General features: G+C 61.3%; 24 protein-coding genes. 12 read left to right on the plus strand and 12 right to left on the minus strand.

The window, feature by feature from the left end; genetic code table 11:
* Positions 1–130 precede the first annotated feature (130 nt).
* Together HHL09_RS20695 and HHL09_RS20700 are read left to right on the plus strand one after the other, a co-directional pair.
* Entirely contained in the window at positions 131–883 is a 753-nt protein-coding gene (locus HHL09_RS20695; protein WP_169456559.1) for an ABC transporter ATP-binding protein, read from the plus strand.
* A gap of 71 nt (positions 884–954) precedes the next feature.
* Positions 955–1,638: an RDD family protein gene (locus HHL09_RS20700; RefSeq protein WP_169456560.1), complete on the plus strand. Its 684-nt coding sequence runs from the start codon at positions 955–957 to the stop codon at positions 1,636–1,638.
* A gap of 155 nt (positions 1,639–1,793) precedes the next feature.
* Here HHL09_RS20700 and HHL09_RS20705 read toward each other — a convergent pair whose 3' ends face one another.
* Both HHL09_RS20705 and HHL09_RS20710 read right to left on the minus strand, forming a co-directional pair.
* Positions 1,794–4,088, minus strand: a complete 2,295-nt coding sequence (locus HHL09_RS20705; RefSeq protein WP_205760895.1) for a glycoside hydrolase family 2 protein — start codon at positions 4,086–4,088, stop codon at positions 1,794–1,796.
* A 26-nt stretch (positions 4,089–4,114) separates the two neighbouring features.
* Complete coding sequence (locus HHL09_RS20710) at positions 4,115–5,230, minus strand: cellulase family glycosylhydrolase (RefSeq protein WP_169456562.1); 1,116 nt, start codon at positions 5,228–5,230, stop codon at positions 4,115–4,117.
* 1,075 nt (positions 5,231–6,305) lie between these two features.
* Between HHL09_RS20710 and HHL09_RS20715 the strand changes: the two genes are divergently transcribed.
* Both HHL09_RS20715 and HHL09_RS20720 read left to right on the plus strand, forming a co-directional pair.
* On the plus strand, positions 6,306–6,935 hold the full coding sequence (locus HHL09_RS20715) for an RNA polymerase sigma factor (RefSeq protein WP_169456563.1): 630 nt from the start codon (positions 6,306–6,308) through the stop codon (positions 6,933–6,935).
* The gene (locus HHL09_RS20720; RefSeq protein ID WP_169456564.1) at positions 6,922–8,271 is read left to right on the plus strand and encodes a hypothetical protein; all 1,350 of its coding nucleotides are present in this window, start codon (positions 6,922–6,924) and stop codon (positions 8,269–8,271) included. Before HHL09_RS20715 ends, HHL09_RS20720 begins: the two co-directional genes overlap by 14 nt.
* An 11-nt stretch (positions 8,272–8,282) precedes the next feature.
* Here the strand turns inward: HHL09_RS20720 and HHL09_RS20725 are convergent, their stop codons facing one another.
* The 8 genes from HHL09_RS20725 to HHL09_RS20760 all read right to left on the minus strand — a co-directional run bounded on the left by HHL09_RS20725 (position 8,283) and on the right by HHL09_RS20760 (position 16,135).
* Complete coding sequence (locus HHL09_RS20725; protein ID WP_169456565.1) at positions 8,283–8,786, minus strand: GNAT family N-acetyltransferase; 504 nt, start codon at positions 8,784–8,786, stop codon at positions 8,283–8,285.
* A 3-nt stretch (positions 8,787–8,789) separates the two neighbouring features.
* Positions 8,790–9,941: a class I SAM-dependent rRNA methyltransferase gene (locus tag HHL09_RS20730; protein WP_205760896.1), complete on the minus strand. Its 1,152-nt coding sequence runs from the start codon at positions 9,939–9,941 to the stop codon at positions 8,790–8,792.
* Between the two features lie 55 nt (positions 9,942–9,996).
* A complete protein-coding gene (locus tag HHL09_RS20735; RefSeq protein WP_169456566.1) occupies positions 9,997–10,542 on the minus strand; it encodes a PqiC family protein in 546 nt (181 codons plus the stop codon).
* A 24-nt stretch (positions 10,543–10,566) separates the two neighbouring features.
* Complete coding sequence (pqiB, locus tag HHL09_RS20740) at positions 10,567–12,225, minus strand: intermembrane transport protein PqiB (protein WP_169456567.1); 1,659 nt, start codon at positions 12,223–12,225, stop codon at positions 10,567–10,569.
* Complete coding sequence (locus tag HHL09_RS20745; protein ID WP_169456568.1) at positions 12,218–12,859, minus strand: paraquat-inducible protein A; 642 nt, start codon at positions 12,857–12,859, stop codon at positions 12,218–12,220. The genes pqiB and HHL09_RS20745 overlap by 8 nt, the downstream gene beginning before the upstream one ends.
* On the minus strand, positions 12,859–13,521 hold the full coding sequence (locus HHL09_RS20750) for a paraquat-inducible protein A (protein WP_169456569.1): 663 nt from the start codon (positions 13,519–13,521) through the stop codon (positions 12,859–12,861). Before HHL09_RS20750 ends, HHL09_RS20745 begins: the two co-directional genes overlap by 1 nt.
* Before the next feature lie 18 nt (positions 13,522–13,539).
* Positions 13,540–14,361 (minus strand): hypothetical protein, encoded by an 822-nt coding sequence (locus HHL09_RS20755; protein ID WP_240963678.1) that lies wholly within the window; start codon positions 14,359–14,361, stop codon positions 13,540–13,542.
* Positions 14,362–14,734: 373 nt separating this feature from the next.
* Positions 14,735–16,135, minus strand: a complete 1,401-nt coding sequence (locus HHL09_RS20760) for an alkaline phosphatase (RefSeq protein WP_169456570.1) — start codon at positions 16,133–16,135, stop codon at positions 14,735–14,737.
* Positions 16,136–16,261: 126 nt separating this feature from the next.
* Between HHL09_RS20760 and HHL09_RS20765 the strand changes: the two genes are divergently transcribed.
* From HHL09_RS20765 to HHL09_RS20790, 6 genes are all read left to right on the plus strand, one after another.
* Complete coding sequence (locus HHL09_RS20765) at positions 16,262–16,651, plus strand: DUF3147 family protein (RefSeq protein WP_169456571.1); 390 nt, start codon at positions 16,262–16,264, stop codon at positions 16,649–16,651.
* A 164-nt stretch (positions 16,652–16,815) separates the two neighbouring features.
* On the plus strand, positions 16,816–17,025 hold the full coding sequence (locus HHL09_RS20770) for a DNA-directed RNA polymerase subunit omega (RefSeq protein WP_169456572.1): 210 nt from the start codon (positions 16,816–16,818) through the stop codon (positions 17,023–17,025).
* Positions 17,026–17,073: 48 nt separating this feature from the next.
* Positions 17,074–17,532 (plus strand): SsrA-binding protein SmpB, encoded by a 459-nt coding sequence (gene smpB / locus HHL09_RS20775; RefSeq protein ID WP_169456573.1) that lies wholly within the window; start codon positions 17,074–17,076, stop codon positions 17,530–17,532.
* A 243-nt stretch (positions 17,533–17,775) separates the two neighbouring features.
* Positions 17,776–18,321, plus strand: coding sequence for a GNAT family N-acetyltransferase (locus HHL09_RS20780; RefSeq protein ID WP_169456574.1), 546 nt, complete (start codon positions 17,776–17,778; stop codon positions 18,319–18,321).
* Positions 18,322–18,419: 98 nt separating this feature from the next.
* Positions 18,420–19,616 carry a 1-acyl-sn-glycerol-3-phosphate acyltransferase gene (locus tag HHL09_RS20785; RefSeq protein ID WP_169456575.1) on the plus strand — a complete coding sequence of 399 codons (1,197 nt, stop codon included), beginning with the start codon at positions 18,420–18,422 and terminating at the stop codon, positions 19,614–19,616.
* Positions 19,617–19,732: 116 nt separating this feature from the next.
* Positions 19,733–20,947, plus strand: coding sequence for a hypothetical protein (locus tag HHL09_RS20790; RefSeq protein WP_169456576.1), 1,215 nt, complete (start codon positions 19,733–19,735; stop codon positions 20,945–20,947).
* A 21-nt stretch (positions 20,948–20,968) separates the two neighbouring features.
* Here HHL09_RS20790 and HHL09_RS20795 read toward each other — a convergent pair whose 3' ends face one another.
* Both HHL09_RS20795 and HHL09_RS26865 read right to left on the minus strand, forming a co-directional pair.
* Positions 20,969–21,442 (minus strand): hypothetical protein, encoded by a 474-nt coding sequence (locus tag HHL09_RS20795; protein WP_169456577.1) that lies wholly within the window; start codon positions 21,440–21,442, stop codon positions 20,969–20,971.
* On the minus strand, positions 21,439–21,705 hold the full coding sequence (locus tag HHL09_RS26865; RefSeq protein ID WP_169457823.1) for a type II toxin-antitoxin system RelE/ParE family toxin: 267 nt from the start codon (positions 21,703–21,705) through the stop codon (positions 21,439–21,441). Before HHL09_RS26865 ends, HHL09_RS20795 begins: the two co-directional genes overlap by 4 nt.
* Positions 21,706–21,976: 271 nt before the next feature.
* On the opposite strand from HHL09_RS26865, the gene rpsO reads away from it, so the two are divergent.
* Positions 21,977–22,234, plus strand: a complete 258-nt coding sequence (gene rpsO, locus HHL09_RS20805) for a 30S ribosomal protein S15 (protein ID WP_169456578.1) — start codon at positions 21,977–21,979, stop codon at positions 22,232–22,234.
* A gap of 187 nt (positions 22,235–22,421) precedes the next feature.
* Positions 22,422–24,575 carry a polyribonucleotide nucleotidyltransferase gene (locus tag HHL09_RS20810; RefSeq protein ID WP_169456579.1) on the plus strand — a complete coding sequence of 718 codons (2,154 nt, stop codon included), beginning with the start codon at positions 22,422–22,424 and terminating at the stop codon, positions 24,573–24,575.
* Positions 24,576–24,655 lie beyond the last annotated feature (80 nt).

Here is a 24,655-nt window from a genome sequence, read left to right on the forward strand (position 1 = left end):
GGTTTGGGGCCGACGGGACGCGCCGGGGCGAACTCCTTAGTCGGCTTCCGGCAAATGGCAATCCCGGACTCACGGATTTTCCGCGACTTTTGTGGCAATTTCGCGTCTGGACGTTGCGAAAATCCGCCCGATGCTCCGCCGCGTGGCCGAGGTGATTCTGGAAATCGACGGGGTGATCAAGCGGTTCGACGATTTCACGGCCGTGGACGGGGTTTCCTTCCAAGTGTGTGCCGGTGAAACCGTCGGCCTGCTCGGGGTCAACGGCGCAGGGAAAACTACCCTGATGAACATGATTCTGGGCCTGACCACTCCCAGTGGCGGGGCGATACGGGCGTTTGGGATGGATTTGCAGAAGCACCGGCTGGAAATTCTCCAGCGTTCGAACTTCTGCACCACCTACGCCACCCTGCCCGGAAACCTGAAGGTCCGGGCAAATCTGGAGATTTTTGCCCGTCTCTATTCCGTCCCGAAGCCGAAAGAAAAGGTCTCCGAACTTCTGGAACTTCTAGAAATCACCAAACTGGCGGACAAATCGACCGGCCAGCTTAGTGCGGGGGAGTCCACGCGGGTGAATCTGGCGAAAGCGTTGCTGAACGATCCCGATCTGCTTTTGCTCGACGAACCGACCGCTTCGCTCGACCCGGACATCGCGGACAAGGTCCGGAAGCTTGTCCGCCACGTCCAGCGCACCCGTCATCCGGCCATTCTCTATACCTCGCACAACATGCGGGACATCGAGGAGGTCTGCGACCGCGTTCTCTTCCTCCATGCCGGGAAGATCCTCGCCGCCGGCACTCCGGACGAGATCACCAAGCACTTCGAGGAGGACGATCTGGAAGACGTCTTCATCAAGATCGCGCGTTCGGGGGAATTGGCGAAATAGGAGAGCTCCCTAGACTGCTCCGATTGCTTCTAGACCGTCTGGTGAGTTCTGCTAGATTGCGGATGAACGCCATGGAAACCGAGCCTGAGAAGCCGCAGTCGTCCGTCCCGCCGCCACCGGATCTGCCACCGCCGCCACCGCCCTCCGCGGTGCCGCCGCCTCCGGACATCCCGCCACCACCGCCGCCCTCCGCGATGCCGAAGCCGGATTTGGGCCCGCCGCCACCATCACCGGCTCCGCCGCCACCCCCGGGTGTGACGGCCGCACAGGTGATCAAACCGAAGGTGGCGCCGAAAGCGGAAGAGGAGACCGAGGAGATCGATCCCTTTGACGGTGATCCGGTGCCCGCAGCGGGGACCGAGGCTGCGTTCGACAACCGGGTGATCGCCGTGATCATCGACGGCTTTGTCGCCGCGGGTCTCTATATCTTCGCCAATGTGGTCCTGCCGTCCTTCCTGGCTTATGCGGTGTACGCCGCCTATCTCCTTGTGAGGGACGCCTTGCCGTTCCTGGAAGGGCAGAGCGTGGGCAAGAAGCTCATGAAGATCCGCGCCGTGGGTCCGAATGGCGAGAAGCTCACCAACGATTGGAAGACCAGCATCATCCGGAATGTGCCACTGGCGATTCCGTTCTTCGGATTGATCGAGGCTTACATCCTTTATCAGAAGAAGGAGAAGGGAGAACCGCTCATCCGCCTCGGCGACGAGTGGGGCAAGACCCGGGTGGTCGCTGTCGGCGGGCCTTCCGGGATCTGAGAATCCCGTTCATTCCATTTACCGGGCAGCCGGGGCGGGTGACCGCTCCGGCTGTTCCCGTTATAAGAGGCGGGGCTCCCTCCCTAGCGAAACGAGAAAGCCCGCCACGGCGAAACCGAGGCGGGCTTGGGAATGGTGAGGAAGCGAGGCTTGGCTTACTTGACGATGGTTTCGTCGAGCAGGCCGGCGTCAATGAATTGTCCGCCGTTGGTCTGCTTCACATGGATCGCCAGGGTGTTGCCGGTCGGCTTCAAGAGCGATGCGGCATCAGCCGGAAGGTCGACGATGGAATAGTTCCCGTTATGGCCAGGCAACTTGGCGATTTCCACGCCGTTCAGGAAGACGGTGGCGTCTTCATCGTGGAAGATCCGGAGCATCAGGGTTCCTTGAAGCTTGGCGCTGACATTGAAGCTGCGCCGCAGCCAGATGTCATTGCTGCTCCACACGGTGCCGACTTTGGCGTTCGGCGTTTGGCGGGTGCCGAAGCCACCCTTGCCGTCCTTCCAAGACTTGTCATCGAAGGAATCCTTCTCCCAACCGTCGCCGGGATTCTCGAAGGTGTATTTCCATGCTTGAGGTTGAGCTTCGGATGTCGGGGCGACCGGCTTGTAAGTGGCGGCGTCCGGAGTGCTGAGCAGCTTGTCGTGAAGCTGCTTCAGCCAGGAAGCTGGAACCTTCTCGATGCGGTCGTAGGTAAGCAGGCCGTTGATCTCGCCCTCCACGTCGGTGGTCTGGGTGTAGACACCGGCAGAGATGCCCTGGCGGCGCAGGCCCATCAGGACATTGATGGACTTCGTGTAGCGGGCCTTCCACTCGTCGAGTGATTGCGGCAGTCCGCCGTAGCCCCAGTTCTCCTTGGTGGCATCCCAGAGGTGGCCCTTCACCGGCCAGCCGTGACCGCCGAATTCGCCGACCACCTTCACGTAGTCGTCGAAGCGCTTGTCGCCGATCGGGAAGTTCGGGTCAGGGTAGGCGTGTTCATCGGCGATGTCGCCCACCGGCCAGAAGTTGCCGCCGGAAGCGATGTTGATCGGGCGGGTCTTGTCATAGGCCACCGCCATCTTGCCGGTTTCCATGGTGCGGTGCTGGCCCCATGCTTCATTGAAGGGAGACCAGACCACGATGCAGGGTTGATCGCGCAGGTGATCCACCATGCGCTTGTACTCGGTCACGAATTGCTCGTGTGCGGCGTTCGGCCAGTCACCGTCATTCGGATTCGGCGCCATGCGGGTCCACTCGGGGTTCGAGCCCTTCGGTTCGGTCTGCGGGCCGTAGCCCATGCTCACTTGATCCTGCCACATCATCATGCCCAAGCGGTCGCAGTGGTAGTAGTAGCGGCGAGGCTCCACCTTGATGTGCTTGCGGATCATGTTGAAGCCCGCGGCCTTCAGATATTCGATGTCGGAAAGCATCGCTTCATCGGAAGGCGGCGTGAGCAGGCCATCCGGCCACCAGCCTTGGTCGAGGGGACCCCAGTGGAAGATGGATTTGCCGTTCAGCGTGAAGCGCCAGTTGCCGTTCTTGTCCTTCGCTTTACCAAGCTCGCGGAGCGCTGTGTAGGACTTCGCTGAATCGATCACCTTGCCGGAGCCATCGAGCAGTTCGACGCTCAGGTCGTAGAGGTTCGGGGTCTCGGGCGACCACAGTTGGGGATTGTTGACCTTGATCGAGACCGTGCCAGCGCCTTCGCCGCTGCCGGCGGCCGCTCCCTTCAGGGTGGCGGTCACGCGGAGCTTCTCACCCGCCACGGCGGTGCCGGAGAGCTTCGCCTTGATGGAGATGGTGCCGGTCTTGATGTCGGAAGCGAAATCGAGGTCGTCAATGGAGCGGTCATTGACCTCTTCCATCCACACGCTCTGCCAGATGCCGGAGACGCGGGTGTACCAGATGCCGCCCGGATCGAGCTTCTGTTTGCCGACCAGTTGATAGCCGCTGGTCGCATCGGTCACGCGGACCAGCAGCTCGTTTTCGCCGTCCTTCAGTGCATCGGTGATATCGTAGGAGAAGGGAGTATGGGCACCCACGTGCTTGCCCATTTCCTTGCCGTTTACCCATACGGTGGACTCGTAGTCCACGGCTTCGAAGTGGAGGATCACGCGCTTGCCCGCGTTCTTCTTCGCGGTGATCGAGCGCTTGTACCAGAGCGTCTGGTCGGGCTCGACAAGCTTGCCGACTCCGGAGAGCGCTGACTCGGGAGCGAAGGGCACCAGAATCTCGCCAGCCCAATCGCCGGGCTTCTCCGCGTCCTTCGCGGCGAGCGCGTAGCTCCAGAGGCCGTTCAGGTTGGCCCAGTTCTCACGCTGGAGTTGCGGGCGTGGATACTCGTCCCATGCATTGGCAGGGGTTACTTCCTTCGCCCACTTCGTCATGATCTTGCCTTCCACCGGCTTCCACTCGGCATGGGCCGCGGGAAGCGTGAGCAAGAGGGCTAGAAGAGATGTCGGTTTCATGGTCATAAAAGCGTTTGGTGGGGGATTCAAGAGGCCGAGTTAAGCTTCTTGTAGAGCTCGGTTTCGGCGGGATCGAAGGGCTTGCCGTCCTTGTGGAAGAGCTCGTGGAACCAGATCTTCGGCTCCTCGGTGAAGGTCTGCTTCCAGCTTTCCCATGGGTACTGCGTCTGGGTCTTGCCTGCGACGAGGCCCCATTGGTAGGCACCGACCTTCTTCTCCTTGAAGTAGGGGAGAATGTCCTGCAGGCGGCTGCCTGCGGTGCGCGCGAGATACTCGGTGCAGATGACCGGTCGGCCGTATTCGAAGAGCGGCTCGGTAAAGGACTTCGTCTTCGCGAGATCGCCGTAAACGTGGAAGGTCGTGACGTCGGAGTTATCGAGCTGGTAGGCATTCAGCGCGTCGCGCTTTTCCTTGGTGCTCCAGTCATTGGTCCACACGCCGATCGTAAGCGGCTGGGAGGGACGGACTTCCCAGGCCCACTCGAAGCACTTCTTCACCAGATCGAGCGAATACTTCGGCTTGTCCTCGAGTTCCACGGGGCCGTAGGCACTGCGGTTTGGATTGCCCGGTTCATTGTAGAGGTCCCAGACGACCACACGCTTGTCGTCCTTGAAGTGGGTGAGCACGCCCTTCACGTAGGGTTCCAGAGCGGCGCGCTTCGCGTCGTCCTTCAGCACCTCTTTGCCGGGGGACTGCACCCAGCCGGAGTTATGGACGTGCGGCTTCGGGTCGCGCTGCTTGCCCAGCTTCGGGTTCGGATCCCAGACGTCGTCGAAGAGCACGAACATGATGCCGATCTTGTGCTTCGCGGCGATGGCCAGGAACTGGTCCATGCGCTTGAGCAGGCCTTCGGAATCCTGCTCCCAAAGGAGATTGTGGAGGAAGACGCGGGCGCTATTCATCCCGCAACTGGCGGCATAGCCCAGCTCGCGGTCGATGGTTTCCGGATCGAAGGTCTCCGCCTGCCACATCTCGAGCTGGTTGATGGCGGTGCTGGGCGTGAAGTTCGAGCCGACCAGCCATGGCTGGGACTTGGCCCATTCCTGAGCCTTTTCCGGTGTCCACTGGCCTTCGGCAAAGGCGCAGGGAGCGAAAAGCGAAAGCAGGGGGAGAAGCCGGAGGGTCCGGAATGTGGGTTTCATAAAGCGAACGGGTTTGAAGTTCTGCCACAAGGCGTGGTGACACTACGGGCCCGAGAGTCGCATCGTCAAACTTCCGCCGGAAAGGGTGCTGTCATAATAGGGGAATGTGGTTTTTGTGGATCTGTGATATTTCGGGAATAAATCCGGAGCGGCGGAGGAAGAGGGACAGTCGTGGAGAACGCCGAATTCAGATCCTCCGATGCCGCATGAAGTGTGGGGGAAATGGAGACCCGGTGCCCCCTGTCCGCCCCGCCTGTTCCGCCTGATAAAACAGGGAAAATAACAGGTGATCAGGCCGTCTTGCTCCGGATGAACGAGGGCCGGGAGAGCGGATATCAAAGGGAACCGACATTGCCGGAGTCTCTCACACGGTCTTTCTCCCCGAAACCGCTGTCAGTGGTCCCCGGTTCGAGAGTTGCAGAGGGATCCGATGGAGTCCGTTTGGCCGGGGCTCAAGATTGATGGTGTGGTGCGGGCGACTTCTTTTAATGCGCTGAATCCAAGTTGTTTAAGGGGGTTTTGGTGGGCGTTCCTTAAGTAGTCGACCCGCTTGGCTGGAGTCCATTTTCCGCACCCGCGAAAAAAAATTCACGAAAAGTGAAACCCACCCGGATCCACCGCCGGATCACCCGGTAACGATCATGGTTGTGGTGTTGCTTTCGGAAACCAAAGAACCGGGGTTCGCAGCTAGGCTGCGAGCCTCGGTTCGGGTGTTTTCGCGGGGACGGCAGGTTATATGGGTTCCTGCCGTCCCCGACCTCCACGAGCGATCGGAAGATTTCCCGTCGAAACCGGCTTGGCCGGACGGCGACAGTGGGGCGGTGCCGGAAGCTGGGGAGAGCTTGAAGGTGCCGGGAGGAGACCCTGCTTTGTCGTCCGGCCCGTTGGCGGACCTGGGAAATCGGAAAAAGTCCCGATTGCTCAAGGTACATGGGACGAGGGTGGTGGCTGGCGGTAACTGGGAGGGTATCAATGGCCATCGCCCTCTTTTCCGTCCTGAGGGCGGGGGCAAACGATTTCCGGGAAGACGACGGCGTAGCCGCTGGAAAGAGTACTTTTCGAGAAGGTCCCGACCATGAGAGAGTGGCGCCGACCGATGGGCGAGAAGTTGCGCGACATGGACATGGACGGCCGGGCAGACGCCTGGGACGGATCATGGTTGTTGGGCAGGATCGCCAAGCGGGACGCCGAGGCGCTCGAAGAACTTTACCGCATGTGGGGCGATCGCCTCTACAGCATGGCCCTGCATTGGATCGGTGATGATGGCGCCGCCAAGGAAGCGCTGCAGGATTGTTTTTTACGGATATGGAAACGAGCCGGCGAGTTCGACGCGGAGAAAAGCCGCGGCTTCACATGGTGCGCGATGATTTTGCGCGGCCTGTGTCTCGACGTGCTTCGGAAGAAGCGCCGGCGAGCGCCGGTGTGGGAGGACTGGTCGAAGATGCCGGCGCTGGAAGTGCCGGATCGCGGAGGGGTGGAAGATTTGTTTTTCCGGGACACGGTTTCCCGGGTGCGCTCCGCGCTGGAGATGCTGGACGAGGCCGAAGCAGAGACGGTGCGAACGGCCCTCTTCGATCCGGGAACGCTGCAGGATCACGCATCACGCTGGGGAGTGCCGCTGGGCACGGCCAAGATCCGCGTGCACCGCGCGATGGAAAAGCTGCGGCAACTTTTGAAGAAAGGAGGCATCGGTGAGCCGGACTGACCGTGAAGATGCCACCGCGAAGGCTCTGGATCTCCTGCCGCCCGGTGACGAGGCGCGCAGTGACCCGCGGCTGATGCGGGATCCCGAGCTTCTCGATGAAGCTCGCTTGACGCGTGAAGCTGCCGCTGATGTGTGGCTGGCGGTTTCCCCGTTACGGGCCGCGCCGTCGGATGTACTGCATGCCGTGATGGCCCGCATCGATGCGAAGCCTCCGGCCGCCGCGAAGGTGCGACGCTTTACACCGTGGCTGGCAGCCAGCGGCTGGGCGGCTGCGGTCGCAGTCGCGGTGGGACTATGGCCGCGCGGCGAGCAGAGTGCGCAGAAGACGGTAGCAGCCGGGAAAGATTACAGCGCTGCCGGAGAATCGGCAAAAGTGCAGGTGCAGGGTTCCCCGAACGACCTTGTCACGATCCCTGAAAGGGAAGACCGCCGCATGCGGGGCGAGCTGATGCAGCTCCGGAGCAGATTGGAGCGGCTCAATGACGAAGCTTTCAAAACCTCGCCGCGCGTGATGGCGCTGAGTTCGCCAGGAGGAATCGAAAGGACTCCGGAGGAAGCTCGAGACCGCGTGTCCGCCATTCTGATGGGTGCGCTACGCTCCGCGCTGGAAGCGGAAAGTGGTGCGCCGGGTGATCCCGCCGCGCTGGTGATCGAGCGCGGGTGGCTGCCGGACAGCGTGGCTGCTCCCGCGGAAGGTGAAGTGATCCGCCACCGCCATTTCCCGGAAGAATCTTGGGAGGAGCTTGGTCTGCTACGTTCCGACGACGGAGCCTACTACGACCCCCAGAAGCAGGTGGTCTGGACCAAGGATGAAGAAGGTCGTGGATTCATCGGTCAACTTGCCGCGGCTGGAACAGACCTTTCGATCTTCAAACAGCCGGGTGAAGCTCCTGCTCTCGCCACCAACCAAATCCGCACGGAGCCGGAAGGCTTCATCATCGAAGATCCCTTGAGAAAGAGCTTCGATGTGGTGATCGATTCGCTGCCACGGCCCTCCGACGGGACCACGCAGGTGGTAAGGTGGGAGAGTGGTGACGGAAATATCAACGAGGTGCCGCTGAATACAGCCGTGGCGTCCTCCAAGTCCAATTCATCGCAAGGCCAGACTTCCGGTTACTCCGGCCCTCCTCGCACCGTCGCGGGGACCTCGCAGTCCGCCAATTCGGCGACCTTGCAGGCGTCGGCGTCGTTGGACGTATTGCCCGTGGGGATTTCGAATACGATTGTCTTTTCGATTCCGAACAGCGGAGGCGTGACTTCGTTCCAGTTGATCGAAAAGCCGGTGGTTCCGAACGGGAAGCCCTTCAAGGTGATCGTGAAGGGCGGAAAGAATTGAGGGGAACCGCCTCAGATTGAAGCCAGTTCCCGGAACATGATGTGGGCGTCCACGTAGCCGAGTGTCTCGTGCCGGAATGCTCCAGGCGTGGTGCCGATGATGCGGAAGCCGTGCTTCTGCCAAAGGGACACGGCCGCGCTATTGGTGGAGACAACGATGTTGAATTGCATCGCGCGGAAGCCGAGGGCTGCTGCCTCTAACAGGGAGTGCCGACACATCAGGCCACCGATTCCTTTGCCGCGTGCGAAAGACGCGGTCATGTAGCTGGCATTCGCGACGTGGGAGCCACGGCCCGGCTGATTCGCTTTCACGATGTAGCTGCCGAGGACCTTGCCGTCTTCGATGGCCACGTAGGGATGTGTTCCCCGGGCAAACCAATAGGCAAGGAATGCATCGCGGCTCGTGTCCGCTTCAAAGACGTAGGCATCCCCCGCCGCGATGACTTCGTGGAAGATCTGCCAGATGGCATCGGTGTGATCCGGCGTGGCAGGAATGATCTGGATGCCTGCCTTCATGGATCACAGCACCCGGCACCAGAGTAGCTTCAGGTAGCGGGACTCGGGGTAGTTTGAGATCGTGGGGTGATCGGGGCCAGCACCGGTACGATCGAAAATCTGCAGGCGGCGGTTCTGGCGATGCGCGGCGGAGACGACGATTTTTTCGAACTCATCCGCAGAGAGCATGCCGGAGCAGGAGCAGGTGACGAAGAGGCCGCCGGGCTTCACCATCTTCATGGCGAGCGTATTCAGATCGTGATACTTGTTGTGGCCGATGCGGTCCTCGCGGTTGTGGATGAACTTCGGCGGGTCCGCGATCACGAGGTCCCACTGGCGGCCGTTCTCGATCATGGTGCGCGACCAAGTGAAGGCGTCAGCATGGGTGAACTTGATCCGCTGCTGGTTCAGGTTCGCGTTTCGCTTCGCCATCTCGACGGCGTTTTCATCCAGGTCCACGGCGGTGACGTCGGCGGCTCCGGCGAGTGAGGCGCTGACCGAGAAACCTCCGGTGTAACAGCAGAGGTCGAGGACGCTGCGGTCCTTTGCCAAGGATGCGAAGGTCTTCCGGTTTTCGCGCTGGTCACAGAAGAAGCCGGTCTTGTGTCCGCCGGAGGGATCGATCTCGAAGGTCACGCCGTGCTCGCGGATTTTCAGCGGGCGAAGTTTTTCGGAAAGCGGGTGGGTGAGGGAGGGGATGCCCTCGATCCGGGCGAGATCCGGGTCGACGCGGACGTGGACCTTTTCGGTGCCGAAGGCTTCGTGAATCGCGGGGATCCAGTCGTCGAGCCGTTGGAAGGCGGCGAGGTTCGTCACTTCGAGCGACATCACCTTGCCGAACTTGTCGGCGACGAGGCCGGGAAGCTGGTCGGCATCGGCGTGAATGGCGCGATAGGCCTCGGTGGTCTCGTCCAGCTTCATGACCTCCCGGCGGAGGGAAGCGGCGCGCTGGATGGCACCGATGAAGAAATCTTCGCCCACCACATCGCCGCCGTGGTCGAAAATGCGGAGCGGCATGCCCGCCTTGGGATTCCAGAAACCGCTGCCGAAGGGCTTGCCCTCCTTATCGAGTACCTGAACCAGCGAACCGGGCGAGGCATCGCGGGTGACCTCCCCGATCATGCGGGGCCAGATCGCGGGGTGGTAGCTGAAGTATTTGAGGCGGACGGTCGGCACGGGGGCAGCGTGGGACGCGCCGGAGGGAAAGTGCAATAGCGAAGCTTCTCCGGGATCAGCGCAGGCTGACGGCAATTTCGTCCGCGAGGCGACCCAGCAGGCGGCTCTCCGCCTCCGCCATGCCTTCGAAACCGTCGTTCGTGAGATCCTCGGTGCCAGACCAGGATTTCGAGGAAATCATGCGGCGGTCCGGCAGGGAATAGACCCGCCAAGCGGCATCAATCACCGCATCCCCATCCGCGGTCGCGTGGAGTTGGCGGATATCCAGGGACACCTGATAGCGGAGTTCTCCATCGCTACCCCATGGATAAACGCGGACATTTCCGGTGCCGAGCTTGCGGCCCAGATTGCTGGCGGTCACGCGGGCGATATTTTCCTCCAGATCTCCGGCCCAGCGGTGGTTCTCCGAGACGGACATGCGGGTGCCGCTTTCCTGGAAGACTAGATTCGGGCGGTCCAGATAGCCGGCGATCGAGATCGGTCCGACGCCCACGCCCATGCCGCCGCCGGAAGGGGCCGGGCCTTCGGCGTTCAGCACGTAGAAGGACTTCGGCTCCGCGCAGGAAGCGAGGATCAGGGCGAGGAGAAGGTAGGGGCGCATGAGAGGGTGGGAATTCAGCGGTCGTTATTTCTTCTTCGCCTTTGGCTGGGCATTGCCCGAGCTGTCGCGGCCGAAGAGCAGGGAATTCGGTTTTTCCTCGATGGAATCGGAGAGGGTCTTGAAGGCGCGCAGGGCGGCGCGGAGTTCATCGAGAGTGCGAGCGAGGTCGCCTTGCATCGCGCCGTTCGGACCGAGGCTTTCGACGGAACCGCGGACTTCTTTGAGCGTCGCTTCGAGCTCGGCGGTGAGGTTCTGGGTTTCATCGCGGGCGAGGAGCTTCTTCGCTTGGGCGAGAGCTGCCTCGGCTTCATCGATGGCTCCGCGGGCGTCCTTGACGGTGATCGCGATCTCGTCGGCGGCGTTGCCAAACTTGTCGAGGGTCTCCTCAAGCGGGAGGCGCTCCAGCTTGGCAAGGATCGAGTTGATCTTGTCCTCAAGCTGGGCGAGTCCGGAGGACTGGGTAGGAATCACGTCGAATTCTCCCGACTTGGTGAGCGTCGCGGGCGGGGCATTCGGGACGAAATCGAGGGCGACAAAGAGAGCCCCTGTTAGAAGCGAGCCAGTGCTGAGGGAGGCGCGCAGGCCGCGGCGCACGCCTTCAGCGAGGACGTCCTGGCTTTGGTCGACATTCTCCACCGCCTTCTTCAGGACGTCGGAATCGATCTCGATCAGGACGGGCACCCGGGAGTCCCCGGAGGGCGAGTTCTCGAAGCTGATATCGGTCACCCGGCCCAAGGGGATGCCGCGGAATTCCACCGGCGCTCCGACCGTCAGCCCGCGCACGGATTGGTCGAAGAAGAGCAGGCAGCGGCGATCCGGCACGAAGATGGATTTCTGCGCGGCGTCTTCATCCGGATAGAGGGGGAAGACGAGGCCGTCATTGACGGCGGCGCCTGCCACGCCACCCTTTGGCACGGAGAAGGACGCGCCGCCGGAAAGCATGGCTTGGAAGGAAGGAGTGCTCAGCTTGAAGCCATCGGCACCGGCGGTGACGTCGATACCGCTGGTATTCCAGAAGCAAGTGCCCTCACGGACGAGATCCGAGTAGGTATCCTGAATGAAGACGTCGAAGCGGACGCGGCGGTTGTCGACATCCAGCGTGCGGCGTTCGACGCGGCCGACCTCGTAGCCACGATAGTAGATCGGCGAGCCTGCGGTGAGAGAGCCGGCATCTTCCGCGACGAGCGTGAGGCGCAGGCCGGGGACGTTGGCACTGGTGACGGGCGGTTCTTCGAGGCCATCGTAATGATGGACCGGCGGCGGGCCGTCGCCGGGCTCCAACTCGATGTAGGCACCGGTGATGAGGGTGCCGAGGCCGGAGATGGTGGAAGCGGAGACGCGAGGTTTTACGACCCAGAAGCGGCTGCCGCGACGCAGCAGGTCCTCGGACTCGGGATCGATGCGGACTTCCGCGACAACGGACTGGAGGTCGTCCGCGAGTTCGATTTTTTCGACGATGCCGACGCGCACCGAGCGGCAGCGGACTTCGGTCTTGCCAGCCTCGATGCTCTCCGCGGTGGAGAACCGCACGTAGGCCAGCGGGCCCTTGTCGTGGTAGTGTTTCCACACCAGCCATCCGGCGAGGACCAGGGCCACGAAGGGGACCACCCACACGCTGCTCCAGCGGCGGCGGTGGCGCACGACGGCGCGCGGTTCATGGGGGTTCTCGTGTTCTTCAGTCATTTCGGGTGGGAGGGGCTTCAGCAGTGTGTTCGACGTAGCGGTCCCAAAGGAGGCGCGGGTCGAAGCTCATGGCCGCGAACATGGTCAGAACCACGACGGCTGCAAATGAAAGGATCGCGGGGCCGGGCGTGACAGTGGATATCACGCCGAGCTGCACCAGGCAAACGAGCACCGCCACGACAAAGACATCCACCATCGACCAGCGGCCGACGAATTCAGTGATGTGATAGAGGCGGGACAGATTTTTCGGAGAGGCGGTGGTCAGGCCGGAGCCTGCGAGGCAGAGCCAGACGAGCGCGATCATTTTCAGGATCGGGATCATGATGCTGGCAGAGAAGATGATGCCCGCCACCAGGTAGTCGCCCTTCTTCCAGAAATTGAAGACGCCGGAGAGGATGGTGTCGCTGCTGTTTCCCGCGAGCCCGCTGACATTCATGATCGGGAGCAGATTGGCGGGAAAATAGAAGGCCGTCGCAGCGATGAGATAGCACCAGGTGCGCTCGAGGCTGTGGGGCTTTCGCAGGTGGAGCTTCGAGTGGCAGCGCGGGCAATGCACATCCGTCACGGGGCTGACCCTCCCGCACATGTGGCAGGAGGCCAGGCCTTCAGCGGCGGCGGTGCGGATTTGTTCCATCAGGATTTCTTATCGTGCAGGGCGATTTCGAGGCGGTCCCAAAGCTCCAAGCGATCAATGCCGGCCATGGCGTAGGCGGTGCAGAAGACGAGGCCGACGAGGGCCCAGAAGCCGGTGCCAAGGTGGACATCGCCCACCGCTCCAAGTTTCAAGAGGCTCACGAGGATCCCGACGAGGAAGACTTCAAGCATGCTCCATGGTTCAGAGAGCAGGAAGAGGCGGGTCACGGAAAGCGCGCCGGGGAATGCTTTTCCGAAGCGAAGAGGGGCGGCCACATAGAAGAGCCCGCCCATCAACGTGAGCGGTGCGACGACAGTGAAGAGCAGCGCGACGATGCCGATGAGAGCGTTTCCTTCATGGAACAAGGCGTCCGCGGCTTCCACGATGGTGAGCTCTTTCCGCATGCCGCCGGAGTCCACCGTGATGGAGGGGAAGACGTGGGCTAGGATCATGAAGATCAGCGCCGCGGAGGAGAAGGCCGTCGCCCGTGCCAGCGAGCGGGGACGATTCTGATAGAGCATCTCCCCGCAGCGGATGCAGTAGGCGGCGTCTCCCTCCAGCAGGCGCGGGGCTTCCTGCAGGGCATCGCAGAAATGACAACTCACCCGGATCGGCTCGTCGCTGAGACGAGGCCATGAGAGTCCGGGGAGAGTTCGCTTCATGAGGATCGGTAGGGCCGGTTAGAGCGGGCGGGCGTAGGTGCCGCAGCGGTTTAGCCAGCCTTCTCGCCACTTCGCTTCACCGCGGGCGGGCGGGGAGTTGTCGATGCGGCGGTTCAGCATGCGCTTGGCACTGGCGGAGAATTCGGCGGCGGCGGCCTGGCCGGCGGGCACGTCTTTCATGCTGCCCAATACCTGGAGCAAGCCCCAACCCTTGCCGTTGTAGGTTTCGGAGGCTTGGGTGCCATCGCCCTTGAAGTTCACGTAGTCGATCAGCGCGTACATGCCGTTCGGGGTGGAGGCCACCTTGTTATAGTTCGACTGCAGGCGGCCGCGGTCGCTGGCGGGAGCGGCGGCGAGGACCTTTGGGAGAGCGGCGCGGGAACGGGCGATGATGAAATCGGTCTGCAGGGTAACATTTGCGGCGAGCCACTGGCGCAGTTCGCTCAGGCGGGCTCCGCGGAATTCCTTCTGGAAGGCCGCCTTGTTCGGCCATGGGGCGTGGCGCTCCATCGCCACGGAGGGCGGCTGGGCACCGCGCTGGCGGGCGAAGGTGATGAATTGGGGCCAGCTTTCCTCGAAGCGGCCATTGAATCCGGCCGGATACCAAATGAAGTGCCCGATACCGAGGGAGGGAAATTCCTCGCCGCCGTTCCACGCGGTCAGGCCATCGACGGTGCCGCCGGACTCATTCTGCCAGATCTTCTTGCCGATCGCGGCCTTCTGGCCGGCGCTGAGATTGGTGGCAGCTGCCGCCGGGGCGGTGCCTTGGCCAGGCAGGGAAACCGGCCCGCAGGCGGCGAGAAGGAGACTGGCTAGGAGGGCATAGCGGAAAGTTTGCACAGGCGGTATTTCCGCGAGTTTCCCTTCATTCGCAAGCCGGAGTATGACGGAGTCGGTGCGGAAGGGCTTGTTAGGGGCGGAGCGGCCGTCCTCCTCCGGCAAGTGGTGTGTTGGTGGCGGAGTGTCTTTCGGCCTGCCCGTTATGCCTGTTAAAACAGGGAAATTAACAGGCGGGATTTCGTCGGGGATGGGAATCTGTGGGGCCGGGTTGCGAGGATGATGGGGATTGCATGGGCGAAGTGCTACCTTAGATCGCGAAGAGTGTTCTACTGCCAGGCAAGGTGGTGTCGCGAGCTGAGGTGACGCGTGGCCATAAAAAATGGTCCGCACAATTCAGTGCGGACCATTGTTCTAATTGTTCTAAAAGTCGGTCTCAGGCCACGCCCATCGCTTCCAGCAGGATGGAACGGACTTCCTCGTTTTTCATGAAGCCGGGGAAGAGATAGCTGCCTGGGCCGTAGGCGCAGAATTCAACGAGCTCGCCGGTGTGGTTGCCGCTGGTCCAAGCGATGCCGTGGTAGCGGGCGAAGAGCTTGGCTAGCTCGCCGGTTTTCAGGCCTTGGGCTTGCTTGATCTCGTCTTTGCTAAGTTCGATGCCGGTGCGCTCGCGGAGGTAGTCGATGAGCGGCGGGCCGCTGAGCTTGGCTCCGGAATTACCCATCCATTCGAAGGACCGCTTGAAGCCGGCGATCTTTTTGAAGGCGGCGGTGGTGCCGTTGTAGATCCCCGGGGCCATGCCTTGGTTGGGATCGGCATTCACGCCGTTGAGCTGGATGCCACCGCAGCCGTGGTCTGTGGTGATGACGACCAGAACATCCCCTTGGGCGGCGGCGTAGGCGACCATGGCGCCGACCGCGTCGTCGAAGGCGAGCTGCTCGCGGATGCTGCCGGCGGCGTCATTCGCGTGGCCGCAGTGGTCGATGCGGGCGCCTTCCACCATGAGGAACCATTGGTCCTTTGCCAGCGAGTCGAGCCGCTTCACGGCCACCTCGGCCATTTCGGCGAGGGTGGGGATGCTCTCTTGGAGGTCCTGCTTTGCCTCGCGGTCGATGGTGAGCGGGATGTAGCCGGAGGAGAAGACGCCGAGGACCGGCTTCTTGTCGTCTGCTTTCAGGGACAGAAGATCCTTCCGGTTCTTCGCGATGTCGTAGCCGCTGTCGGAGAATTTCTTCAGCAGGTCTTCGGGGAAAAATTTCTGGCCGCCGCCGAGCAGGACTTCGACGCCACGCTCCTGATACTGGCGGGCGATTTCGCCTTCGTCACCGCGGCTGTCGACGTTTGCGGCGAAACCGGCCGGGGTGGCGTGGGTGATGGTGGCGGTGGAGACGAGGCCGAGAGGGATGCCCTTCTTTTTCAGCAGGGATTGGATGGCTTCGACCGGGCGTCCATCCGCGGGGTCGACGTTGATCGAGCCGTTGTTCACCCGGCGACCGCCGCCCCAGGCACTGGCTGCGGCTGCGGAATCGGTGACGACGCTGTTTGCCGAAAAGGTTTCCACCAAGGAGCGGACGACCGGGCGCTCGCGGTAGAGGCTGGCCCAGTTGGTTTGCTTGCCCTCGAAGATGGAGCGGCTGTGCTGGGCGAGGGAGAGGGCACCGTGGTTCATGCCGTCGCTCACCATGAAGATGATTTTCTTCGGAAGTCCCTTGTTTTCAGAAGACTTTCGGGTTTCTTGAGCCAGCAGGGGAGCGGCCGAGCCGCCGAAAAGGGCGGAGGTGATGGAGGCGGCTTTGAGGAAGTCGCGACGGGATGTCGAAGCGGGTGCGCTGCTCATGAGGTGGGTCTCCATACGCTTCAAAAGCCGGAAATCCATCCCAAAGAAGAGGCGGGTTTGTAGCACAGGAGGGCGAAATCCCCGGCTTGCCCGGTTCCGGTAATCCGGGGAAGCTGCAGCCATCGCATGGACAAGATTCCTTGGCAGCAGATTGTCGCCTTCGGCCCGAAGGACTTTGTGAAGCTTCTGGTGACGGCATTGGTCATCCTCTTCGTGACGAAAATCCAGGTCTTCAGCGACAAACTGTCGGCCTTGCTGATCGCGCTGCCACTGACATCTCTCGTCGCGATGTGTTGGATGCAGGCGGAAAAGCAGTCGGCGGAGCGGATCGCCGGGCATGCGGAGGGGACTTTCTGGTTTGTCCTGCCCACTCTTCCGATGTTCCTGATCCTGCCGTGGATGCTGCGGAGCGGCTGGAATTTCTGGGCGGCGCTGGGGGTGAATTGTCTCCTGACGGCCGGCTTTTTCTGGCTGACGGTGCTGATTTTGAAGCGATTCGGGATCAATCTGATGTGAAAATGTCAGAATTCGGGTTTTTGCCCTTGTCATTCCGGGAGCGATTCGGTCTTTTCCGCCTTCCGGCCGCGGTAGGCCGGTAGGAATCCCGACCCGGCATGTCTCAAGACAATATCGTCCCCTTCGAGCAGCCGAAGTCCCATTCCCGGTTTCCAGGTACACCCATGAAAAGTGATCTTGTCGAGAAGGCGTCCGAGATTGTCAGCGATCCGCTGGTCCTTATCAACATGGTCTCGAAGCGTGTCCGTCAATTGAACAGCGGACGCTCGCCGCTGATCCCGACCCGTCCGAGCATGGGTGCGGCTGACATCGCGCTGACCGAAATCATCGAGGGCAAGATCAAGCTGGCCGACCCGGTGCAAGCCGAAGGTTGAGCATCGCTTGCTTTCCATTGCCCGCGCCCGAAAGTGGCGTGAATTGTCATGAGTGCGGAGATCTCCAGCAACCGCAAGGCGCTCCGTGATTTCCACATCTCGGACAAGTACGAGGCGGGCCTTGAGCTGAAAGGCACGGAGGTGAAGTCCATCCGTGCCGGGAAGGTGAATATTTCCGATGCCTTCGCGCGCATCGAGAAGGGCCAGCTTTTCCTCTACGGCTGCGACATTCAGCCTTGGGAGACGGCTTCCACCTGGTTCCAGCACGAGTCAAAGCGTCCGCGCCGGCTACTGCTCCACAAGAAGGAGATCCTGAAGCTGGAGAATGCCAGTGCGGTGAAGGGGGCGACGCTGCCCTGCTTGAAGATGTACTGGAAGAACAAGCGGGTGAAGGTCGAGATCGGCGTCGGCAAGGGCAAGACCCACTCCGACCAGCGGCATGACCTGAAGGAGAAAGTGGAACTGCGCGAGGCTCAGCGGGAAGTGGCGCGGTTCAACCGTCAATGAATTGTGTGCCGCAGAGGGCGAAGCGCGAGAGATCTCTGCATGCTAACCTCCATGATGGTGGGTGGCTTTTCCCGCGCCGCACATGGGAATGACGAATTCCGACGGATTTACGGATTTCGGCAATGGTGGGATGAATGCAGACTGGTCAGCCTGACCTCGCTCAATCTTTTGGCGGTTCGTGACATGCTGTGGTGATGGCACTAGCGTCTTTCCGACGCTCTCCCTGACTTGGGACCCTTCTTGATGCGTGCGGATCAACAGCTCCAGATGCTCGCCGAGCATGAGATTCCGGACTCGTCTTCCAAGAAGATCGCGGACCTGCTAGAGGTATGTTTTCCAGAGACCTTTCACGGAAGGACCTACTACAAGCAGTTGCCTCATTTCCGGTTGTTGTGGTGGAGCGGCGGAACGCTTGTGGCGCAACTCGGGGTCGACTCAAGGGTGGTCAACGTGGATACACACATTCTCAAGATATTCGGCGTGATCGATCTCTGTGTGCATCCCGAACACCGGAACTCGGGGATGGCCTCGCAGATGCTCTCCAAGGTCGAGGAAATCGCGCGATTGCACGACCGGGATCATCTGGTCCTGATGGCTGACCGTCATGATGTTTACCTGAGATGTGGCTTTGTGCGGGTGGAGCCTGCCTTCGTCACTTGGCTCGCAATTGATGAGCGGAAAACGGTGGATGTCTTTCATCGGGATCTGAGCGACTGCTTCCTGGTCAAGCCCCTTTCGAGCGAAGCTTGGCCAGCCGGTGAAATCGACATGTTGGGCTACCTCTTCTAGGGGTGCTGTCACCGCAGTCAAGATGGCGAGGGTGTGCCAAGGTTCGGCACAGCTTCTTGGAACTTGGCACATCCCGTTCCGATCCTCAGGCTGCTTTGGTGCGCCGCCTCCGCAACGATCTTCCCTATACCTTCCGGCCGCCGAAGCCGCGGGGATGGTTCCGACGGCTGGGACTGTGGGCGAATGATCTCTATCTGCGCCGGAAATTCGGGGTGAGCCGATTGGATGACCAAGGCTTTGAGAAAGTGCGGGAGCTGTCCCGTGCCGGGCATGCGATCCTGCTGGCGCCGAACCATGCCGATCATTCCGATCCGCATGTGATGGTGAGCCTGGTGGCGAAGCAGGGGATGCACTCGCATTTCATGGCGGCGCGCGAGGTGTTCGAGGTCAGCAAGACTGCGTCCTGGGCGCTTGAGAGCATGGGGGTCTTCTCCGTGGATCGCGATGGTCCGGATCTATCCGCGATCAAGACCGCGATCAGCTTGCTGGAGAAAACCAGCGATCCCCTCGTGATCTATCCGGAGGGTGAGATCTATCACCACCACGAGCGCTTGGATCCGCTGCATGAAGGGGTGGCCTCGATTCTCCTGAAAGCCGCCGGACGCTTGGAGAATGGCAAGGAGGCCTATCTGGTCCCGGTGGGGATTCGCTTCCGTCATGACCCTGAGGTGGAAGAGACTTTCTCGGATCGGCTCTCGAAACTGGAGGACCGGATCGGTTGGACGCCCAAGCCATCGATGCCGGTGGATGATCGCATCCTGAGGCTCGGCACCGGCTTGTTGGGTCTGAAGGAAATGGAGTATCTCGGTGAGGCCGGGCGCGGGAATATCCAAGATCGCCTCGCCACGATCTGTGAGAGCCTGCTTTCCGAGGTGGAGAGTCGCTTGGGCAAGGATGCGAAATCTCTCAGTGCTCCGGAGCGGGTCCGGGCGCTGCGCTATCGTATTCGCCGCCGCCTGCTGGATGCCGAGAGGCCGCCGACTTTCATCGAGAGGGACGGCCTTCTCGATGATCTCGACCGGGCCTTTACCGCGCTGCAGGCGCATAGCTACATCGGCGATTACTTCCTCGCGGAGCGGACGCTGGACCGGCGGGCGGAAACGATCATGAAGCTGGAGGAAGATCTGCTGGGCTTCCCGAACTATCCGACGCCGCGAACGGCCCGGGTGAACGCAGGAGAGCCGATTCCGGTAAGCAAGATGCTGGCGGCAGGCGAGCTGCCGGCGAAGGGCGGGGCGGGGGAGTTGACGCGGCTGCTGGAAGCGAAGCTTGCCTCCCTCTTGGTCGCCTCTTGAGCGTAGTCTTGCTGCGATCATCTCCCGGAGGAGATACGGAATTGTAGCTGATCCAGTCATGCCTCCGGGTGTGAACGATGTTGATCTATCCATTCCAAGTGCTGGAATGCGCTGCTATGAGAACCCGCTGGTGGCTCCTTCTTCTGGTGTCTGTCTCTGGATTGGCATGGTTCAGTGGACATCGCTCGTCTTCTCCGGCGGAGGAAGCGGCGAGCTCGCAGCGGGTTGCTGTCGCTCCCGTGGCGGATCGGGCTGCGACCGGAGGCAACAAGGGCCCCAGCCGGAAGCGTTGGGCTGAGAGGATCGGAAGTGCGGATGACTCCGGTTTGCCTGATCTCATGAGGGAGATCCCGGCAAAGGATCGCGGAGCGGTGCTGGAGGCTTGGTTGGCGTCGTCAGGCAAAGGCTTGCTCGGTGATCCGGAGGTGTTCCGCCTGCGAAGGCTTCTGGATGCCTGGGTGGCGGAGGATCCCAAAGCTGCTCTCGAGTGGGCCGGGGCGCTGGGCGACCCGGCCTTGCGCGAGCTGGGAATGATCAGCGTGGCGGGTTCCCTCTCGACGACGGATCCGCATGCGGCCTTCGAATGTTTGGTTAATCACGGTATGTTCAGGAGCACCATTTCGGATCCCCGCATCACTTCCCTGATGAGGGCGCTTTCCCAAGACTCCCTCAAGCTAGGGCCCGCCGCGCTCGCGGAACTATGGGGGCGCCTGCCGGGAGCATCTGACACGGTTAGCGAGACCTATGGAATTGGGCTCAAATATCCGCCTGGCACGGACTTCCGCGCCTTGGTTGACGAGCTGCAGGCGATACGCGGGGCGTCATCCAAGCCGATTTTCCTCACCGGAGTTTTCGAGGAATGGATGAGGCGAGACCCCGAAGGTGCCACGGCTTCCCTGCTGGAAAGATTTGCCGCCCAAAATGGTTCCATAAGCAGGTCTTGGAACGAGATCTACCGGGTGAAGACAGATGAAGTAGGGGCTGCTGCGGCCGAGCAATGGGCCTGTGAAGTGATCAAGGGAATTCCCGGTGAGTCCCGCGGCCAATTCCTCTTGGAATCCAATTTCCTGCGCTCGGAGGGCCGGATCGAAGCCCTCGCGCAAAGCAGCGACTCTGCGGTGTGGATCGGGGAGGCGCTCCAATTCGATGCCGACCAAGGAGGTCGGACGATGAAAGGAATTCTCGAACCGCTGCCCGAGGCCCGGAGGATCGAGTACCTCAAGAGCCTGCGCGGGCCGAGGGCCGCCGAGGCTGCTGCTTCCGTGATGGGCGAGTGGAATCTTACTGAGAGCCAGCAGGCGGAGATCCGCAAGGCGATCACCGGGAGCTGAGCGTTCCGAGGAAGGCGAGCCCTACTTTAGCTCCACGTCATCGATCCACAGGGTGCCTTCGCCGCGGTTGCTCTCGAGCATGATGGATTCAGGATTGGATTCGGGGCGCTCGATCTCCTGCTTCACGGTGATCCACTCGCCTGACCTGGTGATTTTAGCCGCAGCCACCAGTGCGGAATTTTCGGCTTTGTCGTAGATCCGGAGACGCCATTGAACGGGCGATTTCTCCGTCGCCTGCGATGCCTTGATGCGGAAGGAGACGGTGAGTTTTTTCCAGTCCGCGGGCCACTCGATCGGCTGGGAGAGGCCGAAGACGCCGCCATCCAAGGTGACTTCGAGGAGAGAATTGTCCTTCTTTTCGGGATCGGGGATGACCTTGCCTTCATCGCAGGTCCATGGCTTCAACTCCTTGTCAAAGCCGGGGTTTTTCAGGAGAGGTCCGGCGGCGGCGGGGAGGGTGAGGAGCAAACAAAGAATCCACCGAGTCGTTTTCATGCCTTATCAAGGAGGAAGATGCCGTTTGAAGTCCATGGAAGAATGGAGGATTCGCACGATCTGGAGGGACTCACCCTCCCCTCTGCGGCGAGTTGGCAGCCTTTGAACAGGTCCTCGCGATGCCGGAAGCGTCCGGGAGTTTCCTGTATCTGCTGGAACTTCGCCCAGAGGGCTTTCAAGGAGGTGGTCTCCTGCTCCTTATCCCATCTTTCGAGCGTATATTCGCGGATCGACTGAAGGTCCGCGATGGCAGCCTTGGTCAGTCTGAGGGCGCAGTGCCTCGCGAATCACTTCGTTGGCGTTGTGGTAGAGCCCTGAGGCTACCTTCTCCTTGACCGCCTTCTCCAATTCCGGCGTGAGGGAAATATTCACGAGTGAAAATTGCCCCGGATGGCAGGATTCGTCAAAAATTGACAGGGGGAAGGGTGAGCCAGCCTTCCATTGTGCTTGCAATACCCTGAGAATCCGCTTTCTTCCGCGGTCCCGAGCAAGGGCGGACTGGCCAAGGTGGCTGGACTGAACAGACTATATTCAATGAGCGAAAGCACCATCAATCTGGCGGACTTCAAGATCCACGAAACCGACACCGGCAGCGCTGATTACCAGGTCGCCCTGATGACCCAGCGGATCGTCCACCTGACAGCCCACCTTCAGCTTCACAAGAAGGACACCTCGTCCCGCCGCGGACTCCTGAAACTGGTCGCCCAGCGCCGCAAGCTGCTCGACTACGTAAAGGCCAACTCGGAAGAGCGCTACCAGAAGCTCTTGCAAGGCCTGAACCTCCGCAAGTAACCCTTTCCTCGGACGGCCACGGTAACCCCGTGGCCGTCTCGCATGAAACGGCGGACTCTTTTTCGGGAAACGTTTTCCCTTCCGCCGTCGGACAGCCCTTTTATCCCTTTCTTACTTTGGGGACTGTCCGAAATCCAAACACACGCCTGCGGCATGTCGCCGGAGGCACACACGAAAGACAGACAAGATGAATATCCATAAAGTCACGAGCCAGGTCGGCTCGAACCCGATCACCTTTGAGACCGGGAAAATCGCAAAGCTGGCGGACGGCGCGGTCGTCGTCACTTGCGGCGAAACCGTGGTGCTGGTCACCGCCGTGTCGCAGACGAAAGTGAAGTCGGGCCAAACCTGGTTCCCGCTTTCCGTCGAGTACAAGGAAAAAGCGTCTGCCGCCGGCCAGTTCCCGGGCGGCTACTTCAAGCGTGAAGGTCGTCCGACCGAGAAGGAGATCCTCACATCCCGCATGACGGACCGCCCGCTGCGTCCGCTCTTCCCGAAGGGTTATCTTTACGACACCCAGATCGTGGCTCTGCTTCTTGCTGCGGACCAGATCAACGACTCCGACATTCTCTCGATGAACGGCGCTTCCGCCGCTCTTGCAATCTCGGACATCCCTTTCGCGGGCCCGATCGGAGCCGTGCGCGTGGGCCGGGTGAACGGCGAGTTCATCATCAACCCAGTCTTCGACGACCGAGCTGAAAGCGATCTCGATCTGGTGTATGTCGGCAACAAGACCGACGTCATCATGATCGAAGGTGCCGCCAACGAGCTTCCGGAGGAGGACTTCATCAAGGCGCTGCACTTCGCCCAAGAGGCGGTGCAGAAGCTGGTGGAAGCTCAGGAAGAGCTGGTCCGCCTGGCCGGCAAGCCGAAGCGCGAATACGCGCTCACTGTCGCCAAGGACGAACTGCTTGAAGTGGGCTACGAGATCGCCGGATCCCGCATCGAAGACGCCATCTACGCGCCGTCCAAGGTCGAGCGTGGCAAGAAGGTCGGTGTGCTCCGCGATGAAGTGGAAGCTGCGATCAAGGCCCGCTACCCGGAGTCGACCGACTTCGACGTCGAGCAGGTGTTCGAATACATCCAGAAGAAGGCATTCCGCATCTCCATCATGGAGAAGGGTCTGCGTGCCGATGGCCGCCAGGTGGGCGATCTCCGTCCGCTCTTCGCTGAAGCGAACTCGCTGCCGCGAGTTCACGGCTCCGCGATCTTCGCCCGTGGCGAAACGCAGGCTCTGGGGATTTGCACGCTGGCTCCGGCCGACGAGAAGCAATTCTTCGACAACTACGCCGGTGGTGAGGACAGCAAGCGCTTCATCCTCCACTACAACTTCCCTCCATTCTCGGTGGGTGAGACCGGCCGCATGGGTGGCCTGAACCGCCGCGAGATTGGTCACGGTGCCCTTGCCGAGCGCTCGATCGCTCCGGTAATCCCGGATGTGGAAGACTTCCCGTATGCCATGCGCGTGTCCTCGGAAGTCATGGAGTCGAATGGTTCCACCTCGATGGCCACGGTTTGTGCCGGAACCATGTCGCTGCTCTGCGCTGGTGTCCCGCTCAAGGCTCCGGTCGGCGGTATCTCCGTGGGTCTCGTGACGGAGTGGAACGACGATGGCACGATGAAGGCACACAAGGCCCTGCTCGACATCATCGGTTCCGAAGACTTCTACGGTGACATGGACTTCAAGCTCTGCGGCACTGACGAAGGTGTCACGGGCTACCAGCTGGACCTCAAGCTTCCGGGCCTGCCGCTCTCGATCCTTGAGGAAGCCATCCACATGGCGAAGGCAGCCCGTTCCACGATCATCGCCAAGATGACCGAAGCGGTGGCCGGTCCGCAGGACCTGAGCCCGCACGCCCCACGCATCGTGTCCGTGAAGATCCCCGCCGACCGCATCGGCGAGCTCATCGGGCCTGGCGGCAAGAACATCAAGGGTATCCAGGCCGAGTCCGGCGCCGAGATCAACATCGAGGACGACGGCACCGTGCACATCTACGCTTCCAAGGAAGAAGGATTGCTGCGCGCGAAGTCGCTCATCGAGCGCATGTTCCAGGAGATCGAAGTGGGCAAGATCTACACCGGCAAGGTGGTCAGCATCACGAACTTCGGTGCCTTCATGGAAGTGCTCCCGGGCAAGGACGGCCTGATCCACGTCTCCGAGCTGGCCGAAGGCCGCACCGAGAAGGTGGAAGATGTCGTCAAGAAGGGCGACATGGTCACCGCCAAGTGCCTTGGCGTGGACGAGAAGGGCCGCGTGAAGATGAGCCGCAAGGCCGTGCTTCGCGAGGAGAAGGCCAAGGCTGCCGAAGCGGAAGGTGCCGCTGCCGGTGCTGAAGGCTAATCCCTGACAGATTCCAAAGCCCGGTCTTCCGCGAGGGAGGCCGGGCTTTTTGTTTCCGCAAACCGCGGCCAGCTTGTGGA

The sequence above is a fragment of the Luteolibacter luteus genome, assembly GCF_012913485.1.
Taxonomy (GTDB): Bacteria; Verrucomicrobiota; Verrucomicrobiia; order Verrucomicrobiales; family Akkermansiaceae; genus Haloferula; species Haloferula lutea.

Excerpts from the sequence above, each read along its gene's own strand:
- HHL09_RS20695 (WP_169456559.1), top strand. The coding sequence starts at position 131 with ATGCTCCGCCGCGTGGCCGAGGTGATTCTGGAAATCGACGGGGTGATC.
- HHL09_RS20700 (WP_169456560.1), top strand. The coding sequence starts at position 955 with ATGGAAACCGAGCCTGAGAAGCCGCAGTCGTCCGTCCCGCCGCCACCG.
- HHL09_RS20705 (WP_205760895.1), bottom strand. The coding sequence starts at position 4,088 with ATGAAACCGACATCTCTTCTAGCCCTCTTGCTCACGCTTCCCGCGGCC.
- HHL09_RS20710 (WP_169456562.1), bottom strand. The coding sequence starts at position 5,230 with ATGAAACCCACATTCCGGACCCTCCGGCTTCTCCCCCTGCTTTCGCTT.
- HHL09_RS20715 (WP_169456563.1), top strand. The coding sequence starts at position 6,306 with ATGAGAGAGTGGCGCCGACCGATGGGCGAGAAGTTGCGCGACATGGAC.
- HHL09_RS20725 (WP_169456565.1), bottom strand. The coding sequence starts at position 8,786 with ATGAAGGCAGGCATCCAGATCATTCCTGCCACGCCGGATCACACCGAT.
- HHL09_RS20735 (WP_169456566.1), bottom strand. The coding sequence starts at position 10,542 with ATGCGCCCCTACCTTCTCCTCGCCCTGATCCTCGCTTCCTGCGCGGAG.
- pqiB (WP_169456567.1), bottom strand. The coding sequence starts at position 12,225 with ATGACTGAAGAACACGAGAACCCCCATGAACCGCGCGCCGTCGTGCGC.
- HHL09_RS20745 (WP_169456568.1), bottom strand. The coding sequence starts at position 12,859 with ATGGAACAAATCCGCACCGCCGCCGCTGAAGGCCTGGCCTCCTGCCAC.
- HHL09_RS20750 (WP_169456569.1), bottom strand. The coding sequence starts at position 13,521 with ATGAAGCGAACTCTCCCCGGACTCTCATGGCCTCGTCTCAGCGACGAG.
- HHL09_RS20760 (WP_169456570.1), bottom strand. The coding sequence starts at position 16,135 with ATGAGCAGCGCACCCGCTTCGACATCCCGTCGCGACTTCCTCAAAGCC.
- HHL09_RS20765 (WP_169456571.1), top strand. The coding sequence starts at position 16,262 with ATGGACAAGATTCCTTGGCAGCAGATTGTCGCCTTCGGCCCGAAGGAC.
- HHL09_RS20770 (WP_169456572.1), top strand. The coding sequence starts at position 16,816 with ATGAAAAGTGATCTTGTCGAGAAGGCGTCCGAGATTGTCAGCGATCCG.
- smpB (WP_169456573.1), top strand. The coding sequence starts at position 17,074 with ATGAGTGCGGAGATCTCCAGCAACCGCAAGGCGCTCCGTGATTTCCAC.
- HHL09_RS20780 (WP_169456574.1), top strand. The coding sequence starts at position 17,776 with ATGCGTGCGGATCAACAGCTCCAGATGCTCGCCGAGCATGAGATTCCG.
- HHL09_RS20790 (WP_169456576.1), top strand. The coding sequence starts at position 19,733 with ATGAGAACCCGCTGGTGGCTCCTTCTTCTGGTGTCTGTCTCTGGATTG.
- HHL09_RS20795 (WP_169456577.1), bottom strand. The coding sequence starts at position 21,442 with ATGAAAACGACTCGGTGGATTCTTTGTTTGCTCCTCACCCTCCCCGCC.
- rpsO (WP_169456578.1), top strand. The coding sequence starts at position 21,977 with ATGAGCGAAAGCACCATCAATCTGGCGGACTTCAAGATCCACGAAACC.
- HHL09_RS20810 (WP_169456579.1), top strand. The coding sequence starts at position 22,422 with ATGAATATCCATAAAGTCACGAGCCAGGTCGGCTCGAACCCGATCACC.